Raw genomic sequence first — 15,357 nt, 5'->3', positions numbered from 1 at the left:
TGCTTAAAGATACAAAAAAGGCAACTAACTCGCAATGAATTAGTTGCCTTAAATTTTATTATTTTAGGAATATCCCAACACGGATTTCTTAATCGCTTCGCGGCTTTCCGCATAATCAGTGCCAAGTCTTTATTTGTTCTCTTCCATATATTCCTTCAGCCGATATAGCCGCGTGATGGCAGGATTATAAAAATCATCAGGATAATGTGCATCTATGTCACTCAGGTTAGCTTGCACAAAACGTTTCACATCCACTATGTTCTCAGCATCAGACAATGTTACACTTTGAGGGAAAGATGTGCTCTTTGCCCAATCTATCAGCGCTTTAACGCTATCTTCATCAAATTTATATTCGGCCATATTCTACATATTTTCTTGCAAAGATAGTGCAAACCGGATGCAGAATAAAATGACCCACCCATTTTTTATGCTAAAGTTATCCTCATCTGCATGAACAAAATCCCGATTTGTTGTGTTATATAAATGTGTTTTTCATAGTATTAGATATAAGATTAATTAAAAGAGACGTACCCGCTTGTGATAAGTAAGTACATCAAAAACAGAAGCGTCTGTTTGATTGATAAATGTGTAAGGAGCATCGGTTTACCAGAGCCGATGCTTTTTTTTTACCCTTCTTTGTAGCATGTTAGAAATATTATCCGTAAATTTGGCAGATAATAAGGAAAGAATATGATATGAATATCCCTGTTATATTTCAATTTTTGAAAGAACTGTCTGCAAACAACAATCGTGAATGGTTCAATTCTCACCGGGAACAGTATGAAGTCGCCCGCAGCGAGTTTGAAAACTTGCTTACAGTAATTATCTCCCGTATCTCTTTATTTGATGAAAGCATCCGTGGTATAGAAGCAAAGGACTGTACATACCGTATTTATCGTGATACACGCTTTTCCGAAGATAAAACTCCCTACAAGACACATCTGGGAGGATATATCAATGCGAAAGGAAAGAAATCCGACCATTGTGGCTATTACGTGCATCTGGAACCGGGAAACTGCTTGTTGGCCGGTGGAAGTTATTGTCCTCCCCCGCCCTTGTTAAGAGCTCTGCGACAAGCGGTACACGACAATATAGATGAATTTCGCAGTATAGTGGAAGATCCTGCTTTCAAGCAATACTTTCCCGTCATCGGAGAGAATTTTCTAAAAACAGCTCCAAAAGGATTTCCAAAGGACTATCCCTATCTGAAATACCTTCAGTGTAAAGAGTATACGGTTGCCTGCTGCCAGCCGGACAGCTTCTTTCTTGCTCCAGACTTTTTGGATCGTACAGACGACATCTTCAAGCAGATGAAGCGTTTTTCTGATTTTGTGAATTACACCATAGACGACTTTGAATAATTTACCTATATAACTAACTTAAAACATTTGAATTATGGTTATAGACAGACTTGAAAACATAGAAAAATATACTTTGCTGCATCCTCTGTTTGAGCAGGCCATTGATTTTTTAAAATCACATGACTTGCACTCTTTGGAAATCGGCAAGACCGAACTGAAAGGAAAGGACTTGCTGGTCAACGTGGCGCAGACAAACCCAAAAGAAAAAGAAAATGCCAAACTGGAAACCCATAAAGACTATATTGACATTCAAATACCCTTGTCCGGTACGGAGATAATGGGTTATACCGCCGCCCAAGACTGCCTTCCGGTTGATGCTCCTTACAATGCGGAAAAAGACATCACTTTTTTTGAAGGACTGGCGGAGGACTATATTGCAGTGAAGCCCGGAATGTTTGCTATCTTTTTCCCTCAGGACGGGCATGCTCCGGGTATTACCCCTGACGGTGTAAAAAAAATAATTGTGAAAGTTAAAGCGTAAATTTATCAAATATCCAAAACTCATCCTCTTTATGGAAACATTGAATTTAATCAAGAATGACCCATGGCTGGAACCTTTTGCCGATGCCATCAACGGACGTCATCAACATGCCATAGACAAAGAATCGGAATTGACCAACAAAGGAAAACTAACCTTGTCTGATTTTGCATCCGGATACCTCTATTTCGGCCTGCATCGTACTGACGATGGTTGGGTTTTCCGTGAATGGGCGCCTAACGCAACCCAAATCTTTATGGTCGGAACTTTTAACGATTGGAAAGAAGAAAAAAAATATAGCTTGAAGCGTAAAGCAAACGGTAATTGGGAAATCAAGCTTCCTGCTGATGCCGTGAAACACGGTGACTTGTACAAGCTGATGGTACATTGGGACGGTGGTTGCGGTGAACGCATTCCTGCATGGGCTACACGTGTCGTACAAGACGAACAGACTAAAATATTCAGTGCCCAGGTTTGGGCTCCGGAGAAACCCTATAAAATGAAAAAGCGGGTTTTCAAGCCATCTACAGATCCTTTATTGATATATGAATGCCATATCGGTATGTCTCAGCAGGAGGAAAAGGTCGGTAGCTATAAGGAATTTCAGGAAAAGATTCTTCCACGTATCGCCAAAGAAGGCTACAACTGCATACAGATTATGGCTATTCAGGAACATCCCTATTATGGTAGCTTCGGATACCATGTTTCCAGTTTCTTTGCCGCTTCTTCCCGTTTTGGTACTCCGGAAGAACTGAAGGAGTTGATTGATACAGCCCATAGTATGGGGATTGCCGTTATCATGGATATTGTCCATTCACACGCTGTGAAGAATGAAGTGGAAGGCTTGGGTAACTTTGCCGGTGATCCTAATCAATATTTCTATCCCGGTGGACGTCGGGAACATCCAGCTTGGGATTCACTTTGCTTTGATTACGGCAAGAACGAAGTTATTCACTTCCTGCTGTCTAACTGTAAATTCTGGCTGGAAGAATATCATTTCGACGGCTTCCGCTTTGACGGAGTAACCTCCATGTTATATTATAGTCATGGTTTGGGAGAAGCATTCTGTAATTATGGAGATTACTTCAACGGACATCAAGACGACAATGCCATTTGTTATCTGACACTTGCCAACCGGCTTATCCATCAGGTCAATGCCAAAGCCATCACCATTGCCGAAGAAGTATCGGGAATGCCCGGACTGGCGGCAAAATATGAAGATGGCGGCTACGGATTTGATTACCGTATGGCCATGAATATTCCCGATTATTGGATTAAGACAATCAAGGAGAAAATAGATGAAGACTGGAAGCCATCCAGCATGTTCTGGGAAGTGACCAACCGCCGCAAAGATGAAAAGACCATCTCCTATGCGGAAAGCCATGACCAAGCTTTGGTGGGCGATAAAACCATCATTTTCCGCTTGATTGATGCGGATATGTACTGGCACATGCAGAAAGGAGACGAGAACTATACCGTAAATCGAGGCATTTCTCTCCATAAAATGATACGTTTACTGACTGCGACTACTATCAATGGCGGTTATCTTAACTTTATGGGCAATGAATTCGGACATCCGGAATGGATTGATTTCCCCCGTGAAGGTAACGGTTGGTCTTGTAAATATGCCCGCCGTCAATGGGATTTGGTGGACAACAAGAATCTGGCATATCATTATATGGGTGACTTTGATGCTGCCATGTTGGTAGTTGTAAAAAGCATAAAGAACTTCCAGGCTACTCCGGTCCAAGAAATATGGCATAATGACGGTGACCAGGTATTGGCCTATATGCGCAAGGACTTGATTTTTGTATTCAACTTCAACCCTAAGCAGTCTTTTACTGATTACGGTTTCTTGGTTCCTGCCGGAACTTATGAAGTTATTTTGAATACAGATAATCCAGATTATGGCGGTAATGGTTTGACGGATGATACCATCAAACATTTTACCATCCACGATCCGCTTTATAAAAAAGACAAGAAGGAGTGGCTGAAGCTTTACATACCGGCACGTACAGCTGTTGTACTGAAAAGAACTAAATAATCATTTCATAACATTAAAAAAGAGGCAGATATCAATTCAGATATCTGCCTCTTTTTTATATAGGAGAGTCTTTTATTTCAATTGACTGTCGATGAAGTTCAACATCGTTTTTGCATTATCCATCATCTTCTTTTGAGCTGGTTTGTCTGCAGAGAGCAATGGAATAAGTTTATCCAAATATTCTTTGGCTTCCTTGAATTCAACTTTTGCTTTTTCTACATCTGTTTTCATGGTATTGGCACCCTTACTATAATACAAAGAACCCAGACTGTTAAGTGCATTTACATTATCTGCTTGGATAGCTATGGCTTGTTTAAATGCTTCTTCGGCTGCATCCATCTTTTTGGCTTTCTGCGCCATGATACCTTGATTTACGTAATAAGTGGCATACAATTTAGTCAATGTCTTATTACCGGGATTTGCTTCCAGCCCTTCCTTTAAAGTGGCAACATACTCATCATTTTTCTTCAAATCTTTCAAAGCACCGGCTTTACCTATATAAGCATTTGCCAGGTTATACTTTTTCTGTACAGCAATATCAAAATACTTCAAAGCTTCGGCAGGTTTCTTTATCTTATCGGCACAAACGCCACAGTTATATGCAATTACGGAATCTTGGTTGTTTGTTTGTGTCAGATAAGTACTAAATTTTGTGTAAGCTTCCTGGTAATTTTTAGCTTCAAGAGCAGCCTTACCATCGTTGACCAACTGGGCAGGGTCAGCATTCTGCGCAAAGAAATTCGTAGCTGCACAACATAGTGCAATAGATAAGATTAATTTTTTCATATGCTTTAATTCATTTAAAAGTTGATTCCCAAAGTTAGTTTACAATGGTATAGAAGCAAAACCTTTTTACTTTTTTTGAGGTTTTTAGCATAGTCGTAACAAGTGTTATTTTACGTAAAAGCAAATATCCGGATATGTGTGTTGGGCTTTGTCACATATGTTACACTTATACTTAGAATATCATATTATCTTTGCCACAAAAAAAGATTATGGAACAATTACATGCACATGAAGTCCTTCACATGATGGAAGGTAATAGTTATACTGAGTTATCATTGAGAGAAGCCATTATCCAAAAATTCGGCGAGCAGCAGCGTTTTTTCACCTGCTCTGCCGACAATATGGATGTAGATACCCTGATAGAATTTCTTAAAAGAAAAGGAAAATTTATACCCGCCAATGGTGGATTTACAGTGGACATGACTAAAGTTTGCAATCACTGATGAGGAATATTAATTCCTTCTTCTGTTAAATTGAATATTATTTATGTTAATAGTTAACGGAAATAATATTCTACTAAACCATGTTATAATATCCGCTGATTACCCGCTAAAATTTGGATATCTCCTGCAAGTACGTATCTTTGTACTGTGTTTTTCATAGTATTAGATTTAAGGTTAATAAAAAAGATTGGCTGTCTGGGATAGATAGCCTTTTTTTATGTCTAAATGTCATCTTTCCCCTTTTTAGTTATAGTTTTATTCTATCTTTGTAGGTCAGATAATCCACGCAGCATTAATAGAATAAACTGAATATGGGAAAACGCTTTATTTTTATCTTGATGGCATGCTCATTATTGAGTATAGCTACTGTTGTGCATGCACAGCATATTGACAAGCAAACATATATTTTTGCCATCAAAAAGGTTGATACTCTGAAACTGGACAAGTATGTAATGATTGATCAAATACAAGGGACACAATCAAAGCCCGTCATTCTTTTTGCATTTGGGGGAGGTTTCAAAGGCGGGAGAAGAGATAATCCCGATTACATTTCTTATTTTCATTTTTTGGCACGAGCCGGCTATGTGGTAGTATCAACAGATTACCGTACCCAATTAAAGGATATAGATAAATCGGAGTATTCGGACTTGCAAGGATTCTCTTCTGCCCTGCAACAAGCAATCACTTGTGCTGTAGAAGATTTTGGTGATGCTACAAATTATATAATTGAGCATAGTGTAGAATGGCAAATAAATCCTGCACAAATTATAGCTTGCGGTTCAAGTGCAGGTGCGATAACTGCCCTTCAAGCAGAGTATGAGATTTGCAATCAAACGGCTTTTGCGGACAGATTACCTGCCAATTTCAATTATGCAGGGGTCATTTCCTTTTCTGGAGCAATCTGTGCCAATGGTATTCCAAAATGGATAATGTCCCCTTGTCCTCTTATGTTGTTCCATGGTGATGCCGACAGCACGGTTCCTTTTACTAAGGCAGTAGTAGAAGAGGAAATGGGGCTATGGGGCTCAAACTTTATCTGTATGCAACTGAAAGAAAAAGAGACAGCATACTATTTCTATATAGCGGAAGGTATAGGACATTCCCTATCCTATTCTCCTATGAAGGATAATCGTCATGACATCCTGAGCTTCCTAAACCGGTTGGTACTTGGTAAAGAAAAACGTTGCATTACGACTGTAGAGAAGAATCCGGAAATATCTAGATATAAGAGTGATTTTACAATAGAAGATTATATCCGTGAAAATATGCGTTAATTCCTATCTTTATATCCTTTCCAGAGTTTTTGTTTCTCCACCAATCAATTATCTTTGCACATTATTATTCCATAAAAACAAATCTTTAATTCTATAAATTATGTTGGTACGTATTATCAGTATGGTCATAGCCGGAGTTATTATAGTATATCTAGTCCGTTGGATTGATAATTTTTTCTCCAGGTATCGCAAATAAATCTTGCCTGCAATGTAAACCAAATACTCCAATTTGTTTCCCATTACAACCTATGCTGACAAAATGCGGACATTTTCTAATTCTAAAACAAGAAAACCGCAAAAGCTTTTTATTAGCCATTTGCGGTTTTTTCCTTGTGATTCCGTTGCGATTCGAACGCAAGACCCACGCCTTAGAAGGGCGTTGCTCTATCCAGCTGAGCTACGGAACCAGCCTTAATTGCGGTGCAAAGGTACGCTTTTTTACGAATATTGCAAATTTTTGTATCACCTTTTTTCGTTACCTATGTATAAAAGGCTCATTTGCTACATAAAAAGTAATGATTAGTTACCTTTACAAACAAGATACACGGTATTTATATACAGATGTATTAAAACATTTTGCAAATTATCAATGTTACTAATTATAAAAAGTAAAAATATGGAGGAATATTCAAATAGGAAAAGTAGCATTGACCCGAAAATGAATGAAAGAGTAATAACAGCTAAATTTTAAAGAGATGGAATGGGAAAATCAGTTGATACAAGAATTGCAATGGTCAAATAAAATCAGCAATAAGGCGAGTAAGGAATTGGTAGCCCAGGAAATTGCCGGACTGGCCAAAGACGGTGATGCCATAGGAGCAGGCTCCGGCTCTACCGTTTATCTCACTTTGTTTGCATTAGCTCAGCGAGTTAAACAAGAATCTCTGCATATAGAAATCATTCCGGCATCTGCCGAAATTTCGATGACATGTATACAGCTTGGCCTGCCGCAAACTACTCTGTGGAATAAGCGTCCGGATTGGACATTCGACGGTGCAGACGAAGTGGATCCGCATAATAACCTCATCAAAGGACGTGGTGGAGCCATGTTTAAGGAGAAACTTCTCATTAAAAGCAGTGGTAAGACTTACATCATTGTCGATGAGAGCAAGCTTGTCAGCAAACTGGGGAGCAAATACCCCATACCGGTGGAAGTGTTTCCACATGCTCTCTCCCATGTGGAAAACGAGATACGCTTATTGGGAGCTTCAAAAATCAGCCTACGTCTTGCAGAAGGAAAAGACGGTCCGGTATTTACCGAAAGCGGTAATTTCATTCTTGACATTCATCTCAGCAACATTGTTCCTGATTTGGAACAGAAACTGAAAGCCATTACCGGGGTTATCGAAAGCGGGCTGTTCATTGGTTATGACATTACAGTCCTAATGGCAAACCGCTGATGTACCAAAGTACAAATAAGGCAGTCCATGCCAATAGAATGACTAAAGAATATCTCCAAGTATACTTCAGCAGTGAACCATAAGTGGATTGCCTATCATATTGCTGCATATAGGTCAAGACAAGTGGCATGTAGAACATAAAAGGTGTTATGGCATTTGTTGCACTGTCACCTATACGGAACGCACATTGGGTCATATCCGGCGAAATGCCCATACTTGCCAATACCGGAACAAAAATGAAAGACATAAAAGCCCATTTAGCTGTGGCAGATACCATAAAGAGATTGACCAGCGCCGTAAAAAGAATGAAGAGAATCAATATCCATAAACTACTCAAAGAGGCGGAGGACAGCAGATTAGCGCCTAAAATGGCAATGCACTTGTCCAAGTGGGAATATTCAAAACAAGCAAACATCTGTGAGGCAAAGAAAGCTATCACAAAATAAACGCCCAGCAGTTTCATCGGCTGCGTAAGTCCTTCTATCACATCACCGTCCGTACGGTATCGGCCGGAGGCAAAACCATAGACCATCCCCATCAAACCTATTCCAAACGAAAGCAAAAACAGAATACCAACTATAAACGGAGAACGAATCAGCCCACCATTGACACTCCGCAATATCCCCCATGAAGAGAATGTAGCCCACAGAATAATGGCAATATACAGCAAGCCTGCAAATACAGCTCCCAACATAGCTCTCCGTTCCTTGCGTGACAATTGCTTGTAACCATTAAAATGAATATCCCCTGCGTACTTTCCCAAACGTGGCAACAAGCTCCTGCGGGTAATATGATAAATGATGAATGCAAGCAGGAACGTGGAAACAAAGAGAAAATAATAATTGCACAGCGGTCCAGTCTGCCCCGGAGCAATATTCATCCTATCAGCCGCTTCTTGCGTTACAGAGGCAATCATGGGGTCTAATGTACTCAAAAACACATTAGCGCTATAGCCACAAGAGACTGAAACATAAGCTGTAATTATACCTCCAATGGGGTGCAGACCGACAGACTGGAACAAAGTTGCAGCTATCGGCAACAGAATGATATATCCTGCATCTCCCACTATATTGGACAACAGTCCTAAGACAATGACCAGCAGAATAATGCGCCAAGGATCACGTGGACGTCGTACCCCCCTGCGAATACATGCATCGATGAAACCCGAATGCTGTGCCACCCCTATTCCGAACATAGCCACAATCACCAGCCCTAACGGAGCGAATCCCGTAAAATTGGTTATGACATGGCGCAGCAGCCAGCGTATGCCCTCCGGACTCAGCAGGCTCTGCACCCGTATTTCTTCTCCAGTCTGCGGTTGCAGCACGCTCAGACCATAGACATCGAATATCCATGAAAGGAGGATGACTGCCAGCGTCAGCAGGAAGAACATCGTAGCGGGATGTGGCATTCGGAGTTTACTCATCGTCGGCTTCCAGATTGTCTATATTCAAGATTCGAAGTTCCAATGCACGCACCACCAGATGAGTGGCATTCACCCCCACCCGTTCACTAGGCGGGAAAAGACGGCCGACCAAGTCATTCTGCCGTTTCTCCAGCGACTTGACTCCAAAAGGCATTCCCCTAAGATTGGCAATCATTTCTTTGGTATAGCCCAGTGCCAAATGACGGAGGAAACGCTCGTCATACTCATCAATATCATAGCTTATGATTGCTTCCTGACGTTTTGCATCATTCAGGACAGATTTCTTGAAGCGTTCCACTATCTTCTCCAGTATCGGATAGTTAAAGACCAGCTTCTTGCCGTCCATCACTGCCTGCACATCGGTTTTGGTCAGCAACTCTCCGGTTTTCAGGATAATGCCGTCGGCACCGGCTTCAAGTACGTCCACCCATAACTTCTCATTCAATATTTCTCCCGTGAATATCAGCACATGTACTCCCGGATAACGCTTGAAGATATTCCGGCAGATGTCCACCCCGATTGTGGTCGAACCTCCCAATCCCAAGTCCAGCAGAACAAGATCCGGTACGCCGGCTTCAATCAATGTCCAGAACTCCTGCTCAGTCATAGCAGTACCTATTACCTCCGCATTGGGAATTTCATGGCGGAAAATCTCTTCCGTCCCTTTCAGCTCCAACTTGACATCTTCAACGATGATTACTTTAAATTTTTTGTCTTCCATATTTCATTTTTTCGGTAGCGTAAAATATATTGTAAAACCTCCTTCCTTTCCCGGTTCGGCATTGATACGGCATCCCCGGCGTCCGGCAAACTCGTCATGGTCGCGGATAATCTGCTTGCACACCAGATATTCCGTACCATACAGTTCTCCTTTCTCACCGGCCGTCATGCGGGACAAGTCGGGATAGAACAATTGGTTCAATTCTTCACGGGTCTTTTCCCTGCGCATATCTGTAAACAGAAAACGTATAAATTCCCCATCTTCCCGGGCCGACAGACAGACAGCTCCATCCAGAGTTACGGAGCAAGCCTCGTCTATCAGGTTTTCAAGCAGGAAACGCAACTGGTTCCAGTCACCGGTAATCCGTCCTTCCAACGGTTGTATCTTAAAATCAATATGCGCCTTGTTTCCCTTATACACTTTGCGGAAATATTTCCCGGCAGTAGCCATAAGTTCCGGCACAGATATTGTCGCACGCCTGAAAGTCACCTCTTCCAACTGGCGGGAAGCGCATGAACTGAGTGTCGTAAAGATACCTTTGTAATACTCTATCAATTCGCTGATGGCAACCACCGTTTCCCGCTCCTCCGCTTCTGTCTGTTTGCCGGACCGCAGTTTCCCTATCAGCTGCTTTATCTTGTTCGGATAATAAATCGTTTCATGCTTGATGGTCGAAAGACAATTATCCAGCACCATGTTCTGTACATGCAGCAAACTGTCTTCCCAGGAAGCTCGCCGGGCTTCATCCTGAGCCACTTCGATGTCCCGGTATTTCATAGCCAACTTAACCACTGCATTAAAGATTACAATGGAGACATAACGGGCTATCAGTTCCAAAAGCAAATGGTCGGTCTCCTGCTCCGTACCTTCCCTGCGTTCCAGACACAGCACACCTATGCAACGACACATATTGCCTGCATCCACAACAAGCGGCAATGCTTGTATACCCTTTTCCGATATGTACACTTGCTGCTCAAAACAATTCTCCATATATTTCCTTCGGACAGGCAACTCGTCCACGGCGGTATCTTCCACTGGATTGGAAGTGTATTCCAGCTTATGTGTAGTCTCGTTGTATACAGCTATGCTTAACCGGTCGATACTCAAAAGTTCGTTCACTGCATCAAAAGCGGAACCTACAATCTGCCGCGGGATTTCCTTCAATGTATCCTCCTCACGCTGCAACATTTCCTCCGTATCCGAAACCGGCAACAAGGAGGCATTGAACACCTTTCCATTAATTTCCAGTACTTGCTCCAGATTCCAGCGGTTCACCAGACGTTTACGGAAGTAGAGTATGTAATATCCCAACAGCAATACGAACAGCAAAATCACCGCCAGCAAAATGCCCACCATCTTGTTGTTGGTGGAACGCTCCAGCTGCCGGCAATATTCTTCCAAGGATTGGTCTTCTCCCAACAGTTTGTACAAGGTGGTGTAGGCAGCATTATTATAACTATAGTCATCCCATTGCTTCAATGCAAGAAATGAGACTGCCGCTTCATTCCTGATATCCAGAATTACATGGAAATCCGAATTGAACATCTGGTTCCACCAATCCAGTTCCGCAGGCGTCCCGTCTCCGGTCAGCGTCATATAGCGATGTATAGGATGGGCGTATTGCTTGTAATGTTCGTTCAGGCAATACATTGCCGAATCTATGTATTGTAAAGCCAGTTCGTATTCTCCGTCCACATTGCAGTAATAAGCTTCATTGGCATAATCGGAGGCTTCGTCCAGCAAAGCTTCGTATTCATTCTGTGCAAGCAGTGCCAAAGAATCCGGCAACACCTCTCCGGAAGCAGTCTGTTCCACAGCATGCCGGCAGGATGACATGCACAAAGACAACACGACGAGCAACACCGACACAGACTTACGGATACCGGCAGGCAGACGGAAATAAAAACGGCTGCCTTTTCCCAGCCCGCTCTCCACATTGAACAGACAGACCTTGAACAAATCATTCGTCTTGCGATATTTTTCAATGATGCCCTTACAGTTCATCAGTCCAAAGCCACTTCCTTTGTTCTTCCTCAATTCCTCCTTGTCGGGAGCGTCACTCATACCGATGGCTTTCGAGTCATATACTTTTTCCCCCACGATGCGGGCTACATCTTCCGGTGACAATCCACAACCATTATCCTCTACCGAGATTTCCACATAATCCTTCTCCTGCCGCGCATATACTTTCACCATACCGCCCTGAGGGGTATATTTACGGGCATTCTCCGCCAGTGTATTTATCATAAACAATGTAAGGGCCTTGTCTGCCTTTACCCTGATATCCGTAGGCTGCACCTCCAACGACTGTCTCTTCATCTCGAATGTACGGCTTCCTTTCCTGAGCAGCTCGAAAAGTTCATTCAATTCGAACGTCTCTATGTTCAGGCTAAGGCTTCCTTGCTTCATCTTTATCCAAAGGGCAAGAATATCATTGTATTCGTTGATGGTAGTAACCAACTCGTCGATATACTGGTATTTCTCCTCCTTTATCCGCTCCTCTTTGATGAATCCTTTTTGAGTCAGTTTCTGCACTTCGTTGATGATACGGTCTATGTACGGGTGAATTCCGTTGACAATAGCCATACATGCTTTCTTTATCAGATTTTGCCGTTTGTTCCCTGCGATGTGCTGCTCGTAAATGTAGCGTTGCTTTTCCAGTCTGCGGCGTTCGTCGCCAAGGGAGATGGACGCCATGCCGTTGTCTATCGCCCATTGGATATAGGGAGTTATCACCCGTACCATCGCCTGCTCATCCTTGCTCATCCGACGCGGGAACACTAATTGCCCGTTGTCTATGCGGATATCCTTCACTCCAAACAGCTTTTCCAATTCCGGGCAGACAGCCGTCCGGATAGAGTCGACGATTTCCTCCTCAGTCTGTGCATCTGCCGGAATGGATGCCGTTATCTTCTGACAGATATCCAGCATCAGCTGCAGACGGCGGAGATGCACTCTGTTCCGGTCTTTGGAACGCTTGTTGAAAAACCAGAAGAAGAGGGATACAAGCACGAAGCCCACAATGACCAGTGACAACACGACGTTGAGTTGCCCCGCCTCCTTTTCCAATGCCTGATAGCGGCTTTCCAGTTCTTTATCCTGGCGTGTATCTTCAAGGATATCCAGGTAAATATTGCGGTTATAGTCTGATTTTTCTTTCATCCCGAGTCCTGCATACGAAACGCTCAACTGTTCACGAATACGTGAAATCCACTCGGGCACGGTTTTCAGTTTCTGCTCCATCCATGCCTTCTCCGCACAAATCGTATCTCGACGGTCAAATGCTTTCAGCCAGTCCAAACTATCGTGGCAGTCATAGAAAAGGCGGTGATGGTCATTTACACATTCCAGAGCAAGTTTTAGCGTGTCAAGAGCTTCTGTATAGTGACTGTGGGCATTCAGGTATTTGCCGATAGATACATATGCACCTGCTATCTGATACAAATCCTTGTATTGGCTGAATTTTTGCAATGCCAACTGCCCCAGACGCATGGGAAGCAGCGAATCTACCGGTACTCCAAAACGTGTCAAGGCATGGGAGCGGCGGTCTTGAAAAAATGCGTAATTATCCGGTGAAGCCATCAAGTTGGCAAGTCCCTGCACTCCATTGCCCTCAAAGTAAAGATAGCCCTTGCGCGAAGCCAACCGCCATGCGGTATAGAGCTCATCAAATTCTCTCAGTCTTCGCTCATCCGGTGTCTCACCCTCGCATAAGGCAGCAGAACCTTTGATGTAGTGATAATACAACAGCTGATTGGTATCTGCCAGCAACTCTTGTTTTTTAGTAACTTCATTAATAGAGGCTACAGCTTCCGGACGCTGTTGCAAATAATAATAATACACAGCAGATACAATATAAAATTCCGAACGGGCATAATTCAAACGCATTTGCTCGTGTTGGTCCACAAACAGATTGTCATCCTCCGCTATTCTTTTCATACGGTGCAAGGCACTATTGCGATAATCGTAGAACTCCTTGTTCAACGCCGTCCGCTGATAAATCTTCATCAAACCGATGTCGGCAATAAGGAGTTCCAGTTCATTCTTGGTCAGATTATAGACATCCATATGAAACTTTTCGGCCTGCTCAAAATCCATGCGCATAAAAGCACAAAAGCCCAGATTATTGGATGCTTCCGCTTTTCCTTGTTTATAGAGGCTGACTTCACGGTAGGCTCTTGATGCCGCATGGCAGGATGAATCCAGGTTTTTATAACGAAAAGCATAAGCCACCTGGTTTAGAGAGTCGATAAGGCGTACTTCCTTCATGGGTGCCGTTCCCACACACGAAACCATTGTTGTACAAAGGCACAACAACCCCGCAAACCATATAAAAGAAAGTCGTTTCATAAAGCAAAGCTACGAATAAATCCGGGAAAGAAAAATAATTTTTATACAATAACTCTTGTTTTATGTAACGGGAAATTCCTACCTTTGCATGCAAATTAACAAATAGGTAACATCTATTACACAAATGAGCGAAAAAGCACCCTTTATGGTATTCTCCGGAACAAATTCGAGATACCTTGCAGAGAAAATCTGCGCTAGCCTTGATTGCCCTCTGGGAAAGATGAATATCACCCATTTTGCAGATGGTGAGTTTGCAGTCTCTTATGAGGAATCTATCCGTGGCTCGCATGTATTCCTGGTTCAATCAACCTTCCCTAATTCTGACAACTTGATGGAACTTCTGCTGATGGTTGATGCTGCTAAAAGAGCATCGGCAAAAAGCGTTGTAGCCGTTATCCCTTACTTCGGTTGGGCACGTCAGGACAGAAAAGACAAACCCCGTGTTTCCATCGGCGCTAAGCTGGTGGCCGACCTGCTCTCTGTTGCAGGTATCGACCGTCTGATTACGATGGACCTTCATGCAGACCAGATTCAGGGTTTCTTCAACATTCCGGTGGATCATTTGTATGCATCAGCAGTATTCCTCCCCTATATTGAATCCTTGAAACTGGAAGACTTGGTAATCGCCACCCCGGATGTCGGCGGTTCAAAACGCGCCAGCACATTCTCCAAATACCTCGGTGTACCCCTGGTATTGTGCAACAAGACACGCGAAAAAGCAAACGTGGTTGCCACCATGCAAATCATCGGTGATGTAAAAGACAAGAATGTAGTATTGGTAGACGATATTGTAGATACAGCAGGAACCATTACCAAGGCTGCCAACATCATGCTGGAAGCAGGAGCCAAATCTGTCCGTGCCATTGCCAGCCACTGCGTAATGTCCGACCCTGCTTCTTTCCGTGTACAAGAATCCGCACTAACGGAAATGGTATTTACTGATAGTATCCCCTACTCTAAAAAATGTGACAAGGTTAAACAGTTGAGCATTGCCGATATGTTCGCCGAAACCATCAAGCGGGTGATGAACAATGAATCAATCAGTTCACAATACATTATCTAACCGCGGAGCGG

General features: G+C 42.8%; 12 protein-coding genes and 1 tRNA gene. 7 read left to right on the top strand and 6 right to left on the bottom strand.

The annotated features are described in order from the left end of the window. Window positions 1–129: 129 nt before the first annotated feature. Window positions 130–360, bottom strand: a complete 231-nt coding sequence (locus tag ACESTD_RS16850) for a hypothetical protein (protein WP_005825572.1) — start codon at window positions 358–360, stop codon at window positions 130–132. Between the two features lie 335 nt (window positions 361–695). On the opposite strand from ACESTD_RS16850, the gene ACESTD_RS16845 reads away from it, so the two are divergent. The 3 genes from ACESTD_RS16845 to ACESTD_RS16835 are packed head-to-tail and all read left to right on the top strand — an operon-like array spanning window position 696 to window position 3,883. Continuing rightward, window positions 696–1,361, top strand: coding sequence for a DUF2461 domain-containing protein (locus ACESTD_RS16845; protein WP_008664625.1), 666 nt, complete (start codon window positions 696–698; stop codon window positions 1,359–1,361). A gap of 34 nt (window positions 1,362–1,395) precedes the next feature. Beyond that, window positions 1,396–1,842 carry a YhcH/YjgK/YiaL family protein gene (locus tag ACESTD_RS16840; protein ID WP_005825575.1) on the top strand — a complete coding sequence of 149 codons (447 nt, stop codon included), beginning with the start codon at window positions 1,396–1,398 and terminating at the stop codon, window positions 1,840–1,842. A gap of 31 nt (window positions 1,843–1,873) precedes the next feature. Then, entirely contained in the window at window positions 1,874–3,883 is a 2,010-nt protein-coding gene (locus ACESTD_RS16835; RefSeq protein ID WP_098032631.1) for an alpha amylase C-terminal domain-containing protein, read from the top strand. Between the two features lie 72 nt (window positions 3,884–3,955). Here the strand turns inward: ACESTD_RS16835 and ACESTD_RS16830 are convergent, their stop codons facing one another. Further along, the gene (locus ACESTD_RS16830; protein ID WP_008664631.1) at window positions 3,956–4,669 is read right to left on the bottom strand and encodes a hypothetical protein; all 714 of its coding nucleotides are present in this window, start codon (window positions 4,667–4,669) and stop codon (window positions 3,956–3,958) included. Window positions 4,670–4,878: 209 nt separating this feature from the next. Here ACESTD_RS16830 and ACESTD_RS16825 point away from each other — a divergent pair, with 209 nt between their 5' ends. Further along, the gene (locus tag ACESTD_RS16825; RefSeq protein WP_022402461.1) at window positions 4,879–5,112 is read left to right on the top strand and encodes a YecH family metal-binding protein; all 234 of its coding nucleotides are present in this window, start codon (window positions 4,879–4,881) and stop codon (window positions 5,110–5,112) included. A gap of 311 nt (window positions 5,113–5,423) precedes the next feature. After that, the gene (locus ACESTD_RS16820) at window positions 5,424–6,386 is read left to right on the top strand and encodes a S9 family peptidase (RefSeq protein ID WP_008664634.1); all 963 of its coding nucleotides are present in this window, start codon (window positions 5,424–5,426) and stop codon (window positions 6,384–6,386) included. Between the two features lie 333 nt (window positions 6,387–6,719). Here ACESTD_RS16820 and ACESTD_RS16815 read toward each other — a convergent pair. Further along, window positions 6,720–6,793 (bottom strand) — tRNA-Arg (locus tag ACESTD_RS16815). Window positions 6,794–7,081: 288 nt separating this feature from the next. Between ACESTD_RS16815 and rpiA the strand changes: the two genes are divergently transcribed. Next, window positions 7,082–7,786 carry a ribose 5-phosphate isomerase A gene (gene rpiA / locus ACESTD_RS16810; RefSeq protein ID WP_138297889.1) on the top strand — a complete coding sequence of 235 codons (705 nt, stop codon included), beginning with the start codon at window positions 7,082–7,084 and terminating at the stop codon, window positions 7,784–7,786. Here rpiA and ACESTD_RS16805 read toward each other — a convergent pair. The 3 genes from ACESTD_RS16805 to ACESTD_RS16795 are packed head-to-tail and all read right to left on the bottom strand — an operon-like array spanning window position 7,761 to window position 14,283. Further along, the gene (locus ACESTD_RS16805) at window positions 7,761–9,212 is read right to left on the bottom strand and encodes an AbgT family transporter (protein ID WP_119958108.1); all 1,452 of its coding nucleotides are present in this window, start codon (window positions 9,210–9,212) and stop codon (window positions 7,761–7,763) included. The genes rpiA and ACESTD_RS16805 overlap by 26 nt on opposite strands. After that, window positions 9,205–9,933: a DUF5932 domain-containing protein gene (locus ACESTD_RS16800; protein ID WP_329779286.1), complete on the bottom strand. Its 729-nt coding sequence runs from the start codon at window positions 9,931–9,933 to the stop codon at window positions 9,205–9,207. Before ACESTD_RS16800 ends, ACESTD_RS16805 begins: the two co-directional genes overlap by 8 nt. Before the next feature lie 3 nt (window positions 9,934–9,936). After that, window positions 9,937–14,283, bottom strand: a complete 4,347-nt coding sequence (locus ACESTD_RS16795) for a DUF5113 domain-containing protein (RefSeq protein ID WP_373159018.1) — start codon at window positions 14,281–14,283, stop codon at window positions 9,937–9,939. Between the two features lie 124 nt (window positions 14,284–14,407). Between ACESTD_RS16795 and ACESTD_RS16790 the strand changes: the two genes are divergently transcribed. After that, window positions 14,408–15,346 (top strand): ribose-phosphate pyrophosphokinase, encoded by a 939-nt coding sequence (locus tag ACESTD_RS16790; RefSeq protein WP_005829068.1) that lies wholly within the window; start codon window positions 14,408–14,410, stop codon window positions 15,344–15,346. Window positions 15,347–15,357: the final 11 nt, after the last annotated feature.

Source organism: Bacteroides sp. AR20 (assembly GCF_964250605.1).
GTDB classification, from domain to species: Bacteria; Bacteroidota; Bacteroidia; order Bacteroidales; family Bacteroidaceae; genus Bacteroides; species Bacteroides uniformis.
Note: the sequence above shows the minus strand (reverse complement) of the source record. Positions and strands in the feature narration are given on the sequence as shown.